The sequence below is a fragment of the Streptomyces camponoticapitis genome, assembly GCF_014646115.1.
Classification (GTDB): Bacteria; Actinomycetota; Actinomycetes; order Streptomycetales; family Streptomycetaceae; genus Streptomyces; species Streptomyces camponoticapitis.
Genome location: NZ_BMMV01000002.1, coordinates 317,427 through 333,583, shown reverse-complemented (window position 1 = coordinate 333,583; position 16,157 = coordinate 317,427). Strand labels below are relative to the sequence as shown.

The following is a 16,157-nucleotide window of genomic DNA, read 5'->3' as shown; positions in this document are numbered from 1 at the left end:
GGCGCCCGCCGCCCGCATGATGGGCCGGTGATCAGTGTCCTCTTCGCCGTGCTGACATCGATCAGCAACGCCTGCGCCGCCGTGCTCCAGCGGCGCGCCGCCTCCACCCTGCCCGACTCCGACGCCATGCGGCTGTCGCTCATCGGGCATCTGCTCCGCAAGCGCGTCTGGCTCGCCGGTATCGGGCTGGTGATCGTGGCCGCGATCTGCCAGGGGGTGGCGCTCGCGACCGGGCCCATCGCCGTCGTACAGCCGATCTTCGTCATCGAGCTGCCCCTGACCCTGCTGATCGCGAGCTACGCCTTCCGCACCCGGCTGGTGCTCAGCGCCTGGATGGGCGTGGCCGCGGTGACCATCGGTCTGGCGCTCGGACTCGGCGCGGCCGCGCCCACGGGCGGCACCGAGACCGTGCAGGGTTTCTCCTGGCTCCCGGCTCTGGTCATCACCGGGATCTTCGAGGCACTGGTGATCGCCGCCGCGCTCAGGACGCGGAGGAACACGCGCGCCGCGCTGCTGGGACTCGCCGCCGCCTGCGCGTACGCCCTGACCGCCGCGCTTCTCAAGGACGCCGTGGCCAGCCTTGAGGAAGGTGCGGGGATCGGCGCGTTCTTCGCCTCCTGGCAGCTGTACGCCACCGGCGTCGCCGGAGTCGGTGCGCTCTTCCTCCTCCAGAACGCCCTCCAGGCAGGGTCCCTCGTCGCGTCGCAGCCGATGCTGACGCTCGGCGACGCGCTGATCAGCATCGTCTACGGGGTGACGCTGTACGGCGAGAGCGTACGCACCGGCTGGTGGCTGCTGCCGGCACTCCTCGCGGTCGCCCTCATCACGGCCGGCTGCATCGAACTGGCGCGCTCTCCCCTGGCGTCGGGCACCTCCCCACGCAAGCGCCGCGCGCACTGACGCCCGCGTGAACCGCGCCCGACAAGGGCTGAGGGGCCGCCGGGGAGGTCCCGATGGTTCAGGTGCCCCGGGCGATGTCGGTCAGGGCGTCGCGACGCGTGGGTACCCAGCCCAGCTCGCGGCGGGCCCGGTCGCCGGAGAGCCGCTGGTCGAGCGCGAACGCCTCGGCGATCGGGCCCATCCGCCGCACGGCCTCCTCGATGGTCAGCGGTTCGATCCTCCCCGGGCAGCCGGCGGCCTGGCTGAGTGCTTGGGCGATGTCCGCCAGCAGGGGGTTCTGGCCGCCGGCGCCGATGTAGACGGAACCCGCCGGGGCGTTCAGCGCCAGGACGTACAGCTCGGCGATGTCGTCGACGTGGACGATGGCCCAGTGGTTGGAGCCGTCCCCGATGGAGGGCACGGCTCCGGCGGCCCGCCCCGGCTCGACGAAGTACATCTGCGACAGCCCGCCGGAACGGCCGTAGACCAGTCCTGGCATCACGACCACCGGGCGCTCCCCGGTCCCGGCACGGGCGAGTACGCGCTTCTCGTTCTCCAGCCGCCAAGTGGTGATGGGTGGCGGGCTCATCGGGGTGTCCTCGTCCGCGACGCCGTCCGTGTCGCCGTACACCCACGCCCCGCCGGTGTGCACATACGGGCGGCTTCCCGCCCCGTCCTGCAGTGCCGCCGCGGCCGCGCGGTCGATGTCGGCGGTGTCCTCGGCGTAGTCCACTCCCTGGTGGATCACTCCGTCGGCCTCGCGGGCCGCCTGCCGGAGGATACCGGTGTCCGACAGCGTCCCGCGAACGGGGGTGGCGCCCAGTTCGGCCACGGTGCGCGCGGAGCGCTCGCTGCGCGCCAGCGCCGTCACCTCGATGCCGTGCCGGGTCAGGGCCTGGATGGTGGGGCGGCCGAGGTAGCCGGACCCGCCTGTGATGAAGACCTTCATCGTCCTCACGGTCCTTTCGGATGGTGGCGGGAGGTCCGCCGCTGATTCCACCCTGGACCTGGGCCGCCCGCCGCGTCCAAGACCTCTTTCGCCATCGGTGATGCCCTCAGGACATCAGTGCCGGGTGGCGGCGATCTCGGCGAACTCCGGCATCAGCGGGGAGTTCCGGTGGGTGCTCCAGGCGAGGCACACCTCGTTGGGTCCGATGTCGTCGATGGGCACATGGGCCACATCGGTATGGGTGTAGTACGCCGCGGTCGACAGGGGAAGGACGATCACGCCCCCGGTTGTCGCGACGCGTTCCAGCTTCTCCTCGACGCTCCGGAAGGCGGGTGCGGAGCCGTCGACGCCGAGGCGGTCGGGGAGGTCACGCCACTCGGGGACGGCGTCGGGATCCTGCAGCAGCCGTTCGGTGGCCAGGTCCGCGATACCGATGGACTCCTTGCCGGCCAGACGGTGGTGCGCGGGAAGGACGGCGACGCGGGGTTCCTTGAAGAGCGGGCGCAGGGTCAGACCACGATGGTCGACGGGCAACCGTACGAAGCTCACGTCGATGAGCCCCTCGTGCACCGCTTGGACCTGGTCTCCCCAGGAGGTGCGCACCACCTTCACGGTCAGCTCGGGATGCCGGTCGGAGAAGGCCCGCACGGGGCCGGTCACGGTGATGCCGGGCATGAAGCCGACCGTGAACGTCGACGCCTCGTGGGCGGCCCGCCGCACACGGAGGGTGAGGGCCTGGGCCGAGGCGAGCAGAGGTCCGGCGTCCTCCAGCAGCTGGCGACCGGCGGCCGTCAGCTCGGTGGACTGCTTGTTCCTGTCGAACAGCCGCGCGCGCAGCTCGTGCTCCAGGGCGCGGATCTGGCGGGAGAGCACCGGTTGGGTGATGTGCAGCCGCTCCGCGGCCCGGCCGAAGTGCAGTTCCTCGGCGACGACCACGAAGTAGCGCAGCTTGCGCAGATCGACATCCACTAGATCTCCCAGCGTGTGTACGCCATGGCACCAGGCTAGTTCCTCCGTACGGTTCCCTCGGTGCGACGGAGAGGTGGAGGCCGGGAGAGGTGGAGACGGCGCGCCCCGATACGGGCGCGTGCCCGGCGTGCGCCGGACGCGCTCGGTGCCGTTGCCGGACCGCCCCCGTCAGCGCCTTCGCGGCCGGTACGGTGCGTGACGAGGGTGACGACTGGGAACCCTGGACGCTGACCGCCGAGCACAGCACCACAGCACACCGGAACACGGGGGAAAGACCATGGCCGCGACCACATCGACCCGAAGGCCCCGAGGACAACGCGCGAAACGGTGGGGAACGGGCGTCGCGCTCGCCACGCTGGCAGCTCTGACGGTGGCCGGGTGCGGCGGCTCCGACAAGACCGATGGGGCGGGCGGGGCCGACACGGCTCCCCCGCCCGGGCAACAGACCTCGAAGTCCCCTTCCGCCCGGCCCTCCCCCGCGAAGCCGTCGGTTTCGGCGGCGGACGGGAGCGATGTCGGTGCCTGTAAGGACGGCGACTGCGAGATCGCGGTGTCCGAGCCGGTGACGTTCCCGTTCAAGGGTCCGGGCGGTGAGGCGACCCTGTCGGTGACCGAGATCGGCAAGAACAGGGTCGAGTACACGGTGAAGTCCGGCAACGGCCGGTCCGAGGGCGGCGCGACCGGTCCGGGGCAAGGATGCATCACCGTCCTCCGTACCACCGGCAGCGGAAACTCGTGCGGCGGACTCGGTGAGGCCGAACGGCCGGGCAAGCAGCCCGACGCCGTGGTGATCCAGGCGGCGACCGGCGAGAACGGTACGGCGATCGTCCACATCGTGTCCGACTGACCGGGGACCCCGAGCCGGCCGGCGTCCACGGCGGGCAGCGCCTCCCTGGGGGCTTCGGAGTGGGGTGTCAGTCCAGCGTCGCGTAGACGATCAGGTTGTTCACCGGGTGGCCCTCGGCGTCGAAGTCGCCGTCGCAGGTGATCAGTCGCAGGGCGTGGTCCCGTGTCGGGCCGTAGACCTTGTCGGTGGGAAAGGAGTCCTTGCTGACACTCTCGGAGCCCGTGACGGTGAATCGCATGGACTCCCCCAGGCTGTTGCGGACCACGACGTCCGCGCCCTTGGCGACCTTTCTGAGGTCGTGGAAGACAGCCTTGCCGAACCGTGTGTCGTTGTGGCCGATGATCACGGCCGCGCCTGCCTCACCGGGCGCGGCGCCGCCGGTGTACCAGCCGGCGGTCATGCCCTTGTCGGGCGGCGGCACTTCGACCGTGCCGTCGGTGTTGAGACCGAGCTCCAGCAGGGAACTCCTCACGCCGATGGAGGGGATCCGGACCTCCACCGGAGCCGCGGGTCGTCCAACTGCCGCTCGGTCACCGGGCGAATGGGTGCCGACGGCGGTACGGTCGCGGGCTCCGCTGCCGGTGGCCGGGTCGTCGGGAGCCGTGCCCGGCGCGGGCGAGCAGCCGGTCAGCACGGTGAGGACCACGGGGACCACGGGGACATAGCGGGCGAGGCGGGCAGGGGGCACAGCGGGCTCCAGAACAGGACCGGGAGGGTCAGGGGCCTGTGATCGGCTCAGGCCGGATGAGCGGCCGGCGTCAGCGGTCGCCGTAGGGGCCCCGGGCGGGCACCAACCCCTCGTACTTACGAGGTGGCGCCGCCCGGCAAGGACGGCGCCACGTCGTGCCGGGTCAGACTTCGCGCCGCCCGGCGGAGCGGCGGCGCACCACGAAGGTGCCGGCGCCCGCGAGCAGCAGCGCTCCGGCGGCCGAGCCGACGAGGGTGGTCGTTCCGCTGTCTCCGGCCGGGGCCTCGCCCGCGGCCACGCCGCCACGCGGGACGGCCTTCTCGCCTGCCGCGGCCTTCTTCGCGGCATCCTCCTTCATCTTCTCCTCGGCGGAGAGCCCGCCCTCCTTCGCGGCCTGGGCCTTCTTCTGCTCCGCGGCCTTCTTCTGCTCCGCGGCCTTCTTCTCGTCCGCCGCCTTCTTCTGCTCGGCGGTCTTCTTCGCGTCCGCCGTCTCGTCGGTGGGCGGCTCGTCGGCCGCCGACATGACCGGCGTCCGGGCCGCTTCGGAGGCGACGGCCGCGGAGACCGGGACGAACATCGCGCCGGCCACGACGGCGGGCAGTACGGCGAGACCCAGGCGGTGACGATGTGACATGTATGGCTCCAGTTCCAGCCCGAACTCGGTGGTACCCGGGCGCTGAATCGCCTCAGGTTCCGGGCAGGGCTCCAGGCTGGCGCCAACCTGTGAAGAAGCTGTCAGAGCGTCATGTCGATCGCATCAGGGTCCGCCGGTGCCCTCGTCGCCCACCTCGGTCTCCCCGCTCTCCTCGGCGGCAGGGCCGTCCGGGGACGCCGCCGGCAGCCGCAGGGTGAAGACCGATCCCTGCCCCTCCGTGCTGACCACCTCCGCCGTCCCGCCCTGCGCCTCGGCGAGCTTGAGCACGATCGCCAGGCCCAGGCCGCTGCCGCCGGTACTCCGGTTCCGCGACTTCTCCGCCCGCCAGAAGCGGTCGAACACATGCGGAACGTCCTCCGCGGGGATACCCGCGCCGGTGTCGGCCACCTCCAGCGCCACCCCGTCCCCGTCCCCGGAACCGGAACCGGTCACGTACGAACGCAACGTCACCCGGCCCCCGGACGGTGTGTGACGCACCGCGTTGGAGACGAGATTGCTGACGGCCTGGCGCAGCCGAACGGGATCGGCGTACAGCGACGGCCCGGGTCCGCCCGGCCCCGCGGGGGCAACCGTGAGGGTGACCCCGGCCGTCTCCGCCGGGCCCTGGTACGCCGCCGCCACCTGGCTGAGGAGTTCGTCGGCGTTCACGGACTCCGGATGCAGACGCAGAGCGCCCGCGTCCGCCGCGCCGAGGTCCTGGAGGTCGTCGATGATGTGCTGGAGCTGGACCGCCTCCTCCAGGAGCGAGGAGACGAACGCCGGGTCGGGATCGGCCAGTCCGTCCTGTGCCGCCTCCAGCCAGCCGCGGATGTTGCTCAGCGGCGTACGCAGCTCGTGGGCGACATCGCTGACCATCACCTTGCGCTGCTCCTCCAGCCGGGCGCGGTGTACGGCCATGTCGTTGAAGGCGGCGGTCAGCCGTCCGATCTCGTTGTCCGGGCCGACCGGCACCGGCGCCGAGTCCAAGCCGTCGCGCATCCGCTGCGCGGCGCCGGTGAGCGCGTGCAGGGGCCGTACGAGCCGGGTTCCGGCGATCACCGAGGCGCCTACGGTGAGAGCCAGGACGAGGGCCGTGACGCCGACGATGCGTGCCGTGTTCGCGGGTGAGAGGTCGAAGCCGGGCACGCTGACGGCGCCGGTGCCCTCGATGAACAGCATCGCGGGCGCGGCGACATAGGCCGTGAGCTGCTCGCGGCGGGCGCTGCCGACGCAGGAGGCGATGGCCCGGTCGTACGCGCTGTCATGGGCTCCGGCGACCCGGCCCTTGGGACCCGCCGCGATCTCCGCCGCCCTCTTCTTGTCGGCCGCCATCTTCTCGGCGGCCGACAGTTCGGCCTCCGTCTCGCCGACGCCGACGCCGCTGCCCGTGCCGGGATTCGGCTCGGGGAAAGCGGGCTGGTCGTGCCCCCGGTCCCAGGACAGGTCCAGATTCAGCGTCACTCCCGTACGCCCCTGGCGTTTCAGACAGGCGTCGGCCAGTTCGTCGAGTTCGTCGAGGGCCTTCTTCTCGGTCGGGGTGGTGCCCGACTCGCCTGCCAGGCACTTGAGTTCCAGGGAGCGGTCGGTGTCGTTGCTGACGAACTCGACACGGGGCCGCCCGCTGGGGCTCTCGACCACGTCGGCGGCGATACCCACCGCGCTCAGGCACGCGACGTGCTCGGCGGTGCTCTTACGCAGTTCGGCGCGTTCCGCCGCGGGCAGCAGGAAGGGGCCAACGGCCCGTGGATCGACACGGTCCGCACCGGCGGATATGGCCTCGGGCACCAGCACGGTGTCGACGGAGAGCGGGTCGACCACCGCCGAGGCCTGGGCCGGAAGAGGCGGGACGGCCGGAGTGGCGGCGGAGGACTCCGCGGAGTCGAAGAGGAGGCGCCGGTCCTCGGTCGTCAGGGCGATCCGGCGTTCGGACTTGGCGGCCAGTTCCCGCACCGTGTCCTCGACGCCCTCCCAACCGGGGTGCGTCGCGGCGTACTCCAGCAGCGTGTCGTAGATCTTCGCGTCGGAGCTGAGATCCTGCCCCTGCTCCTGGCGTATCGCCCCGGAGGTCGTCTGGACCGCGAGCCAGGCGGTGGCGGCGACCGAGCACGAGGCCACCAGCACGGACACGGTCAGCAGCCTGCCGAGCAGACTCCTGCGCAGCGGCAGGCGCGGCCGGCCCCGTAGCCGTAGGCGCTGCGACCGGCGCGGTGGCCGCGGCTGTTCAGGGCCGGGCATGGCGTACGTTCTTCGCGGGGTCCGTCAGTTTGTAGCCGACGCCGAACACCGTCAGCAGCCGGGTCGGCCGCCGTGGCGCGTGCTCGATCTTCTTGCGCAGATTCATGATGTGCACGTCCACCGTGCGATCGCTGATGTACTTGTCGAAGCCGTGCAGTTCCTCCAGGAGCCGCTGCCGGGTGAAGACCCGGTCGGGCTCCATGGCCATCGCGGTGAGGATGCGGAACTCGCCGGGGGTGCACTCAACCGGCGTCTCCCCGACCGACACCTCGTGCCGGGCGGGGTCGATCCTGAGCGTGCCCACCGACAGCGCCTCGTCGGCGGAGGCAGCGGCGGGCGCCGGCGCCGGGCCGACGCCGGAGCGTCTGTTGCGGCGCAGGAGGGTACGTACGCGAGCCGTCAACTCCCGCGGGCTGAACGGCTTCGTCATGTAGTCGTCCGCACCCAGATCAAGACCGAGCAGCAGATCGTCCTCGGTGCTGCGGGCCGTCAGCATCAGCACCAGTACGTCACGGGACTCGGCGCGCAGGATCCGTACCACGTCGAGGCCGTCGGTCCGCGGCATCATCACGTCGAGGACCAGCAGATCGGATTCCCCGCGGCGTACCTCCTCAAGAGCCGTACGGCCGTCCCCGACGACCGTGACCGTATGCCCTTCGTGCTCCAGATAACGGCGCACCAGTTCGGACTGTTTCACGTCGTCTTCGGCGACCACGATGTTTGCGCACACGTCGGCGATCGTAGCGAGAGTGTCGCCCGGGCGGCTCTCAGGAGGTGCGTCCCGTCGGGGCGGCTCAGTCGCGTTCGCGCTGGTGGGCGGCGAGGAGGAAGAGCCAGATCTCGCTGACCGTCGGGAAGCAGGCGATGGCGTGCCTCAGCCGCTTGAGCGGGACCTCTCCGGCGACGGCGACGGTCGCCGAGTGGAGCAGTTCGCTGACCCCCGGGCCGACGAAGGTGACGCCGAGCAGGACGTCCCGGTCGAGGTCGACCACCATCCGGGCGTGGCCCTGGTAGCCGTCGGCGTAGAGGTTGGCGCCCTGGGCGGCGTCGAAGTCGAGGTCGACGGTCTTGATCCGGTGACCGGCGTCGGCCGCCTGCTGGGCGGTCAGACCGACCGCGGCGGCTTCGGGGTCGGTGAAGAAGACCTGCGGGACGGCGTGCTGGTCGGCGGTTGTCGCGTGGTCGCCCCACGGGGCGTCGTCCAGAGGGCGGCCTGCGGCGCGGGCCCCGATGGCGTCGCCCGCCGTCCGGCCCTGGTATTTGCCCTGGTGGGTGAGGAGGGCGCGGTGGTTGACGTCGCCGAGGGCGTACAGCCACTCGCCTTCGGCGCCGTGGACCAGACAGGTGGTGTCCACGTCCAGCCAGGCGCCGGGGGTGAGGCCGACCGTGTCGAGGCCGATGTCGTCGGTGTTGGGGGTACGGCCGGTGGCCAACATGACCTCGTCCGCCTCCAGTTCACCGCCGTCGTCGAGGGTGAGCGTCACGGGCCCGCCGGGATCCGGCCGGCGCACCGCAGTGGGCACAACGCCGGTCCGTACGTCGACCCCCGCGTCGCTGAGACTGCCCGCGACCAGTTCGCCCGCGAAGGGTTCCATGCGGGGGATGAGGCGACGGCGGGCCAGCAGGGTGACCCGGGAGCCCAGCCCCTGCCAGAGGGTGGCCATCTCGACTCCGACCCCGCCGCCCCCGAGGATGGCCAGCCGGGCGGGCACGACGCCGGAGTCCGTACCCTGCCGGTTCGTCCAGGGCCGGGCCTCCCGGATGCCGGGGATGTCGGGCACGGTGGGCCGGCTGCCGGTGGCGACGGCGACCGCGTGCCGGGCGGTGAGGGTGAGGTGCGCGCCGTCGTCGCGGGTGACCGTGACACGCCGGGGGCCGTCGATGCGGCCGTGGCCCCGGAAGAGGTCGGCGCCGCTGGACTTGACCCCCTCGGCCTGCCCGGTGTCGTCCCAGTCGGTGACGTACCGGTTACGCCGGGCGAAGACCTGGCCCGTGTCGATCGCACCGGTGACGGCCTGCCGGGCGCCGTCGACGCGGCGGGCGTCGGAGACGGCGATCACCGGCCGCAGGAGGGCCTTGCTGGGAACGCAGGCCCAGTAGGAACACTCGCCGCCGACGAGCTCACGCTCCACGACGGCCACGGTCAGACCGGCGGCACGGGCGCGATCGGTGATGTTCTGTCCGACGGGACCGGCACCCAGCACGACCACGTCGTAGGTGCCGCTGCCCTGGCCGCGCCGGCTTTCGGATGTCTCAGTCATTGCTCCCTCGATTCCCGATCGAGAACCGTCGATCCGTCGAAGGGCGCTGTCCCACGCCGCATCTCCACACAACCACTGCTCGGGGCCCCACGCAGCTTTTGCCGGGCCCCGCGCCGCGGCACGGATCCGGACGATGAGCCGACGCCGTCCGGATCCGAATCCCGTTGCGCCTTCACCGCCGACTGCGCATCCTGCGGGAATGCGCTTCTCCGTCAACATCCCCAACTTCGGCGACTTCGCCGACCCCCGTAACGTCGCGACCGTGGCGGCAGCCGCCGAAGAGGCCGGCTGGGACGGGCTCTTCGTCTGGGACCACGTGCTGCACCGTTACCACCAGGGGCGTCCCTTCGGGGATCCCTGGATGCTGCTGACCGCGGCCGCCCTGGCGACTTCGCGGATCCGGCTGGGCACGCTCCTGACGCCCGTCCCCCGTTACCTTCCGCAGCAACTCGCCCGCCAGGTGGCCACGTTGGACCACCTCAGCGGCGGCAGGGTGATCTTCGCCGCGGGCCTGGGCGGTCCGGTGGAGGACGAGTACCGCAGCTTCGGCGACGCCGCCGAGCCGCGCCGGCTCGGCGAGCGGCTGGACGAGGGGCTGGACCTGTTGGAACGCTTCTGGTCCGGCGCGCCGGTGAACCACCGGGGTGCCCACTACGAGGTCCGGGACGTGACGCTGCTGCCCGCCACCGTGCGGCGGCCGCGCCCGCCGGTGTGGATCGGCGGTTTCTGGCCACGTCGTGCGCCCATGCGGCGTGCGGCGCGGTGGGACGGCGCGGTGCCGCTCTTCGAGACCGCCCGGCATGGTCATGTGCCGGACACGGCGGAGGTACGGGAGATGGTCGGCTACGTCCGGGAGCAGCGTACGGCGGCCGGGGCCGAGCGGCCCTTCGAGTTCGTGCTCGGCGGTGTCACGCCCCCGAACGCCGCCAAGGCCAAGGACGTGATCGGGCCGCTGCACGACGCGGGCGCCACGTGGTGGGACGAACGGCAGATCCAGACCGGCCCCGACCTGGACCGTCTGACCCCGGTGCTACGCCGTGTCGAGGCGGGGAAGCCGGTGCTCTGAACCACCCTCGGCCCGTGGCCCCCACGGCTTCCTCCCGGGCCGAGGACCCGCCGATCACCCTCACGGGCTGTCGCCCTCCCAGTCCCATCGCCGCGGATCACCGGCGCGCGGCCCGTAGCCGGCGCGGCCGCCCGGGCCGTACGCCCCGATCTCCGTGACCAGCATCGCGCCCGTGCCCAGCTCCTCGTCCGTCCAGCCGGTCACGTCGAGCAGCAGCCCGTCCAACGGGCCCGCGCACAGCTCCCGGTACACGCGGCCGGGTCGTGGCCCGGGGTCGGGGTCGTCGTGGTCGGCGCCGTACACCCGCCGCCGTATCAGTTCGTCCATCACGGCAGCATCCCAGCCACCACTGACAAGCCCGGGTCCTCGGCCGGCCCCCGTGACGGGCACGGGTCCGGACGGGGATCCGGCTCAGACCCGGGCGATGAACTTCACCTCGACCAGCAGCTCCGGAAAGGCCAGCCGAGGAGTGCCGATCATCGTGCTCGCCACCTGTGGGTCCGGGCGGCCGTAGGCTTCCTTGCGGACCGGGCCCGCGGCGGCGTTGCCCGCGTCGGCGTCCAGGACATACAGGACCTCGTCGACCACGTCGTCCAGCGATGCGCCGAAACGCCCCAGCAACTCAGCGGCGTTCGCATAGCACTGGCGCAACTGCTCGCCCATGTTGGTGAAATCAGTGACCAGTCCGTCGTCACCGACCGGCGCGGGGGCGACGAATTCTGCGCCGTTGTGGGCCACCTGGCCCGAGAGGTAAATGGTGTCGCCGCGCTTGACCGCCTGAGCGTATCCGTAACTCTCCTCCCACGGGACTCCGAAACTTTCAACCTTGTTGGCGTTGGCATTGCTCATGACGCTCCGATCATCGAAAGGTGAGTTCCTTCAAAACGGTAGGGCGACTGGTCCGCGAGGGCCAGACTTGGCCGTGCCACTTACAGCAAGGATCGTGCCGACCGGCACCGGTCTTGTGGCCCCGCGCGTGGGCTACTCTGGACACGGAACGCGGAGACGAGGGAGCGTAATTGCCGTCCGGAGATGCCAAGATAGTTGTCGCGATCCTCGCGGTGCCGCGGCTGTACGCGCTGGACGTCAGCATTCCCGCGCATGTTTTCGGTCAGCACGCCGGCTATCAGGTCATTGTGTGCGGAGATGACGACTTCGAATCCTCCGGCGGTTCGAGCGACAGCTCGCCGTACGTCGATGTCGCGGCCGACATCAGGCCGACCCATTCGCTCGCCGACATGGAGCGCGCCGATATCGTCCTGATTCCTGGTTATGAGGACCCGCGTCTCCCCATCCCGGAATCCTATGTCAAGGCACTGAGGGCTTCCGTCGAGCGAGGTGCCCGTATCGTCGCCGTCTGTACGGGTGTTTTCGCGCTGGCGGCCGGCGGAATGCTGAACGGGAAGACCGCGACGACCTATTGGAAATATACCGATCTCCTTCGGACGTTGCACCCCGGGGTCGATGTCGTCGAGAATCGATTGTTCGTCGAGGACGGGGCAATTCTTACGTCGGCGGGCGCCGGCGCGGGACTGGATGTGTGTCTGCATGTCGTCCAGGCCGATTTCGGTGAGGCTGTCGCCGACGAGGTGGCGAAGGACGTCGTCGTCTCTCCCGCCCGTACCGCGAACGAGCCGCGGTACGCGGACACGCTCAGCCCTTCGCGCGCCGATCTGCGGGCGACACGGGAATGGGTGATCAGCAATATCGGTTCGCCGATCACGGTCCAGCAGATGGCGGACCACAGCCTGCTTTCCCGCAGAACCTTCATCCGCCGTTTCGCCCGTGAGACAGGCATGCCTCCCATGCACTGGGTCACACGCCAGAGGCTGACCGGTGCGCGAAGGCTTCTTGAGGAGTCCGACTGGTCGGTGGAGAGGATCGCCGGCGCGACGGGTTTCGGTACGGCCGCGAACTTTCGGAGCATCTTCCGGCGGGAAGTGGGGGTGACCCCGACCGCCTACCGGAAGTTGCACACGGAGCGGCTCGTCGAGCCCTCGTGAGGAACAGCGTCCGCGGGGCGGTTGAAGGTCAACCCTGGCGGCGCACAGGAAGTACTACCGCCCGTGTCGTCATCCGCGATCGGCTCCGGCGACGCCCCTCCGGTACACCCTCGCGCCCCCGCCTCGGACCGTCCTGATCCGTCCTGGGAGGCCCCTGTCCCCCGCGCCCTGTGGACGCATGATCACCGTTGTCAGTGGCCGCCAGTAGGTTCATCCGTGTTCCGCCGTTCTGGCGGCGCCCGGGGCCTGATCCAGACAACAGACCCCAAGTCCCCCCTGCGGAAAAGGAGATGGTGCGGTGTCGGATTGGGAGAGGTCGAGCACGGCACGGGTGGTCCCACCCGCACGGCCGCGCAAGCTCGCCAAGGTCCCGTTCGTCGAGCTGGCCGACGGACGCGTGCAGGGTGTGGTGTCCAGTGGATCGGACATCGAGCGGGTCTACGTCTCGTCCGTCGCGGCCGGCACATTCGCGTTCGCGTGCAGCACCAACAACAACCGTCCCTGCGGCGGCGCGCGCGGCAGCTTCTGCAGACACATCCGGACCCTGATCGACGAGGCGGCACTCCAGTACGGCCCCGAGCGTGTCGCCCGCTACCTCCGGCTCGACACCGACGTCTGGGGGACGACCGAGGACGCCCTCGCCGTGGCCATGATCGCCACCGGCCCACCACGAGGAGACAACGCGGCAGCGGCTTCCGTCTTCAGCCGGTTCCTGCGTCACCTCGCGTATCTGGAGCTCGCCCCGACCACCGCGCCGGTGCCGGAGATGCAGTGGTTCCCGCCCACCAGGGCGGTGGCGTGATGCGCGTCGACCTGCTCACCGAGTCCGTCGCTGGGCTCGACGAGGCCCTGGCGGCCGTCGACGCCTTCGACCGGGCTCTGGTCGTCGGCCTGCTCCGTCCCCACGCCGTCCAGGCCGCCGGTCTGACCGAGCTGGCCGACGCCGTCGCGGGGACGCCGCTGGCCGGCAGAGTCGCCGAGGCGGCCGAGAAGGCGGCGGCCGGTGCCGCGAGCGAGGACCACTTCGTCGCCCTCGCCGCCGCCCGCACCGCCCTGGTCGGCTCCGTCCACGACGCGCTCATGGAACGCGTCGAGGCGGCGACCGGCCGGTCACACGCCGGGGAAAGCGTCCCGGAGCCGCCCGAACCCCACCCGGCGAACCTGCTCGTGGCCGCCCGTTCCTGGCTGGCCGACCTGGCGCGCTGCGGCTGGCAGGGCATCGATCACGAGGTGGTCTCCGGCTCGGCGGCTGTCGTCTCCGCGATGCTGCCGGACCCGGACCTGCGCCGTCTGGCGACGCTGCTCGACGGCTTCGCCGCCGAACTCGCCGCCTCCTGCCCGGGCTCCGCGCTGGAGCGCGTGCCGGTACGACGCTGGGCCGACCTGTGGTCGCGGGCGATGGTGCTGACGGTTCCGGGTGCGGCCGGTGTTCCCGTGACCGGTATGGTCTCGGGCCGGCTCCTGCCCCTGGGCGTCGACGTGCAGGAGCACGCGACCGCCGTACAGGCCCAGGTCCACGCGGTCTTCGAGCCCGCGGACGGTGGCGCGTCACGCCTCGTGCGCGGATGCGTGTCGGTGCCGAAGCCCGACACGATCGTCGGTGCCGGCCTGTGGCAGCTCCTGCGACCGCACATGTCTCTCCTGGCCGCCGTGAGCGAAGGCCGCTCGATGGACCTCAGCGACATGCCCGTCACCGCCGAGGGCGACCTGGTCTGGAGCGACGCGCGGGCACGCGCGGGCGCGCCCGCCGACGCCTTCGCCACCGCCCGCGTCGCGCTGTCCACCGCCTCGGTCTCCGCGACCGCGCCGCTGGACCGGCATCCCGCGCGGATCGCGGCACCGGTCTTCCTGGAGGGCTACAGCTCTCAACAGGACGACGACGGGCTGACGTTCACGGTCGCCGACCACCGCCTGGCCGTGGACACCGACCGTATTCCGACGGCCGGACCGCTCACCCCCGAGGCCGTCGCCGTGTCGCGGGCGTGCATCGGACTGCTCCGCTGGGACGCCGGGGAGTTCACCCTCCAGCCGCTCGCCGTCGAGACGACCGTACGGAAGAAGCTCACCGCGATCCACGCCGGGGCCTGGGCCGGCGGTACGACGGACAAGGCCGGTGCCAGGGCGGAGAAGGCCGCCACCGACGCCGGGACGATGCTGCGCGAGCGGGCGGGAAGGCTGTTGCGGAAATGACCGGAGACAACACCGGCGCGAGTTCGCACGACAACCGCCGCCAGGTCCTGTACTGGCGACTCCTCGCCCAGCTCTTCGATCCCGAGGAGCAGGCGGCGCTGGAGTCGGCGAGCCTCGCCGTCGTCGAGGACATCGGGCTGCCTTCGGCCCTGCTGGACCCGAAGGTCTCGGTGGGCTCGACCGTACAGCGCCACCCCGAGCTGGCCGCCGAGTTCGACGGTCTGATGGTGCCCGCCCCCGAGCCCGCCGGCACGGAGCCCGAGGGCGCCGACACACGTGATCGCCCCGCCGAGGTACGGCGCGCGGCGCTGGTGTCCAAGGTGCTGCTGAACGTCTACGGGTCCGGCTCGGGCACGGTCACCGCCGACCAGCTCTCGCGGTGGCAGTCCGACGCGGGCTGGCTGGAGCGCGCCCTGGGCTGTGAGCCCGGCGCGCTGCGTGGAGGCCGCTCCACACAGGGCGGCGCGGGTCGCGGCGACAGCCCGTACGCCTCCGGAGGCGGTACGACACCCGACCTGAGCCGGCTGATCCCGACGATCGGTCCGGAACTGGGCGCCATCGAAGCGGACCTGGTCAGGCGGATGCACCTGCGTGAGGTGCTCGCCGACCCCGAACTCGCGGCGCGGCTCACCCCGAGCATGTCGCTGATCGAGCAGTTGCTGCGCGACAAGAACAATCTGTCCGGCGTGGCCCTGGCCAACGCGAAGGCGCTCATCAGGCGCTTCGTCGACGAGGTCGCCGAGGTGCTGCGTACGCAGGTGGAGAAGGCCTCGGTCGGCGCCCTGGACCGCTCGGTGCCGCCCAAGCGGGTGTTCCGCAACCTCGACCTCGACCGCACGATCTGGAAGAACCTCACCAACTGGAGCCCCGAGGAGGAACGGCTCTATGTCGACCGCCTCTTCTACCGCCACACCGCGCGCAAGACGACGCCCCAGCGGCTGATCGTGGTGGTCGACCAGTCGGGTTCCATGACCGACTCGATGGTCAACTGCACGATTCTGGCCTCGATCTTCGCCGGGCTGCCGAAGGTGGACGTCCATCTGATCGCCTACGACACCCGTGCGATCGACCTGACTCCATGGGTGCACGACCCGTTCGAGTCGCTGCTCCGCACCAATCTCGGCGGCGGCAACGACGGTCCCGTCGCGATGGCGATGGCGCTCCCGAAGATCACCGATCCCCGCGACACGGTGATGGTGTGGATCTCGGACTTCTACGAATTCGGCCGCTCCCAGCCGTTGTTCGAGGGCATCGAGGCGGTCCACCGGTCCGGGGTGAAGTTCATTCCGGTCGGCTCGGTGACCAGCTCCGGCCGCCAGGAGGTCAACCCCTGGTTCCGGGAGCGGTTCAAGGCGCTCGGCACACCGGTGATCTCCGGTCACATACGCAAGCTCGTCCACGAACTCAAGACGTTTCTCGCTTAGAAAGGCCCCGTC

General features: G+C 71.1%; 16 protein-coding genes. 7 read left to right on the top strand and 9 right to left on the bottom strand.

Translation table 11 applies throughout. The features are described 5' to 3' along the window. Positions 1-27: 27 nt before the first annotated feature. Positions 28-900 (top strand): DMT family transporter, encoded by an 873-nt coding sequence (locus tag IEY79_RS04155; RefSeq protein WP_189105883.1) that lies wholly within the window; start codon positions 28-30, stop codon positions 898-900. Positions 901-958: 58 nt separating this feature from the next. Here the strand turns inward: IEY79_RS04155 and IEY79_RS04150 are convergent, their stop codons facing one another. Together IEY79_RS04150 and IEY79_RS04145 are read right to left on the bottom strand one after the other, a co-directional pair. Further along, positions 959-1,828: an NAD-dependent epimerase/dehydratase family protein gene (locus tag IEY79_RS04150; RefSeq protein ID WP_189105882.1), complete on the bottom strand. Its 870-nt coding sequence runs from the start codon at positions 1,826-1,828 to the stop codon at positions 959-961. A 114-nt stretch (positions 1,829-1,942) separates the two neighbouring features. Further along, positions 1,943-2,797, bottom strand: a complete 855-nt coding sequence (locus IEY79_RS04145) for a LysR family transcriptional regulator (protein WP_189105881.1) — start codon at positions 2,795-2,797, stop codon at positions 1,943-1,945. A 277-nt stretch (positions 2,798-3,074) separates the two neighbouring features. Between IEY79_RS04145 and IEY79_RS04140 the strand changes: the two genes are divergently transcribed. Next, positions 3,075-3,644, top strand: a complete 570-nt coding sequence (locus IEY79_RS04140) for a hypothetical protein (RefSeq protein ID WP_189105880.1) — start codon at positions 3,075-3,077, stop codon at positions 3,642-3,644. Positions 3,645-3,711: 67 nt separating this feature from the next. Here IEY79_RS04140 and IEY79_RS04135 read toward each other — a convergent pair whose 3' ends face one another. The 5 genes from IEY79_RS04135 to IEY79_RS04115 form a co-directional block, all read right to left on the bottom strand. Further along, positions 3,712-4,332: a class F sortase gene (locus tag IEY79_RS04135; RefSeq protein ID WP_189105879.1), complete on the bottom strand. Its 621-nt coding sequence runs from the start codon at positions 4,330-4,332 to the stop codon at positions 3,712-3,714. A 163-nt stretch (positions 4,333-4,495) separates the two neighbouring features. After that, positions 4,496-4,966, bottom strand: coding sequence for a hypothetical protein (locus tag IEY79_RS37195; RefSeq protein WP_229700613.1), 471 nt, complete (start codon positions 4,964-4,966; stop codon positions 4,496-4,498). A gap of 123 nt (positions 4,967-5,089) precedes the next feature. Further along, entirely contained in the window at positions 5,090-7,201 is a 2,112-nt protein-coding gene (locus IEY79_RS04125; RefSeq protein WP_189105878.1) for a sensor histidine kinase, read from the bottom strand. Continuing rightward, a complete protein-coding gene (locus tag IEY79_RS04120) occupies positions 7,188-7,931 on the bottom strand; it encodes a response regulator transcription factor (protein WP_189105877.1) in 744 nt (247 codons plus the stop codon). Before IEY79_RS04120 ends, IEY79_RS04125 begins: the two co-directional genes overlap by 14 nt. 64 nt (positions 7,932-7,995) lie before the next feature. Further along, the gene (locus IEY79_RS04115; protein ID WP_189105876.1) at positions 7,996-9,462 is read right to left on the bottom strand and encodes a dihydrolipoyl dehydrogenase family protein; all 1,467 of its coding nucleotides are present in this window, start codon (positions 9,460-9,462) and stop codon (positions 7,996-7,998) included. Between the two features lie 199 nt (positions 9,463-9,661). Between IEY79_RS04115 and IEY79_RS04110 the strand changes: the two genes are divergently transcribed. After that, positions 9,662-10,528 (top strand): LLM class flavin-dependent oxidoreductase, encoded by an 867-nt coding sequence (locus IEY79_RS04110; protein ID WP_189105875.1) that lies wholly within the window; start codon positions 9,662-9,664, stop codon positions 10,526-10,528. 60 nt (positions 10,529-10,588) lie between these two features. Here IEY79_RS04110 and IEY79_RS04105 read toward each other — a convergent pair whose 3' ends face one another. Next, positions 10,589-10,855, bottom strand: coding sequence for a hypothetical protein (locus IEY79_RS04105; RefSeq protein WP_189105874.1), 267 nt, complete (start codon positions 10,853-10,855; stop codon positions 10,589-10,591). Between the two features lie 84 nt (positions 10,856-10,939). Continuing rightward, positions 10,940-11,377 (bottom strand): Rid family hydrolase, encoded by a 438-nt coding sequence (locus IEY79_RS04100; RefSeq protein WP_189105873.1) that lies wholly within the window; start codon positions 11,375-11,377, stop codon positions 10,940-10,942. A 170-nt stretch (positions 11,378-11,547) separates the two neighbouring features. On the opposite strand from IEY79_RS04100, the gene IEY79_RS04095 reads away from it, so the two are divergent. The 4 genes from IEY79_RS04095 (at position 11,548) to IEY79_RS04080 (ending at position 16,145) form a co-directional block, all read left to right on the top strand. Next, positions 11,548-12,531, top strand: a complete 984-nt coding sequence (locus IEY79_RS04095; protein WP_229700612.1) for a GlxA family transcriptional regulator — start codon at positions 11,548-11,550, stop codon at positions 12,529-12,531. 298 nt (positions 12,532-12,829) lie between these two features. Continuing rightward, positions 12,830-13,333, top strand: coding sequence for a hypothetical protein (locus IEY79_RS04090; protein WP_189105872.1), 504 nt, complete (start codon positions 12,830-12,832; stop codon positions 13,331-13,333). Continuing rightward, positions 13,303-14,721: a hypothetical protein gene (locus IEY79_RS04085; protein ID WP_189105871.1), complete on the top strand. Its 1,419-nt coding sequence runs from the start codon at positions 13,303-13,305 to the stop codon at positions 14,719-14,721. Before IEY79_RS04090 ends, IEY79_RS04085 begins: the two co-directional genes overlap by 31 nt. Continuing rightward, the gene (locus IEY79_RS04080; protein WP_189105870.1) at positions 14,718-16,145 is read left to right on the top strand and encodes a VWA domain-containing protein; all 1,428 of its coding nucleotides are present in this window, start codon (positions 14,718-14,720) and stop codon (positions 16,143-16,145) included. The genes IEY79_RS04085 and IEY79_RS04080 overlap by 4 nt, the downstream gene beginning before the upstream one ends. Positions 16,146-16,157: the final 12 nt, after the last annotated feature.

Excerpts from the sequence above, each read along its gene's own strand:
- IEY79_RS04150 (WP_189105882.1), bottom strand. The coding sequence starts at position 1,828 with ATGAAGGTCTTCATCACAGGCGGGTCCGGCTACCTCGGCCGCCCCACC.
- IEY79_RS04140 (WP_189105880.1), top strand. The coding sequence starts at position 3,075 with ATGGCCGCGACCACATCGACCCGAAGGCCCCGAGGACAACGCGCGAAA.
- IEY79_RS37195 (WP_229700613.1), bottom strand. The coding sequence starts at position 4,966 with ATGTCACATCGTCACCGCCTGGGTCTCGCCGTACTGCCCGCCGTCGTG.
- IEY79_RS04125 (WP_189105878.1), bottom strand. The coding sequence starts at position 7,201 with ATGCCCGGCCCTGAACAGCCGCGGCCACCGCGCCGGTCGCAGCGCCTA.
- IEY79_RS04115 (WP_189105876.1), bottom strand. The coding sequence starts at position 9,462 with ATGACTGAGACATCCGAAAGCCGGCGCGGCCAGGGCAGCGGCACCTAC.
- IEY79_RS04110 (WP_189105875.1), top strand. The coding sequence starts at position 9,662 with ATGCGCTTCTCCGTCAACATCCCCAACTTCGGCGACTTCGCCGACCCC.
- IEY79_RS04105 (WP_189105874.1), bottom strand. The coding sequence starts at position 10,855 with ATGGACGAACTGATACGGCGGCGGGTGTACGGCGCCGACCACGACGAC.
- IEY79_RS04100 (WP_189105873.1), bottom strand. The coding sequence starts at position 11,377 with ATGAGCAATGCCAACGCCAACAAGGTTGAAAGTTTCGGAGTCCCGTGG.
- IEY79_RS04080 (WP_189105870.1), top strand. The coding sequence starts at position 14,718 with ATGACCGGAGACAACACCGGCGCGAGTTCGCACGACAACCGCCGCCAG.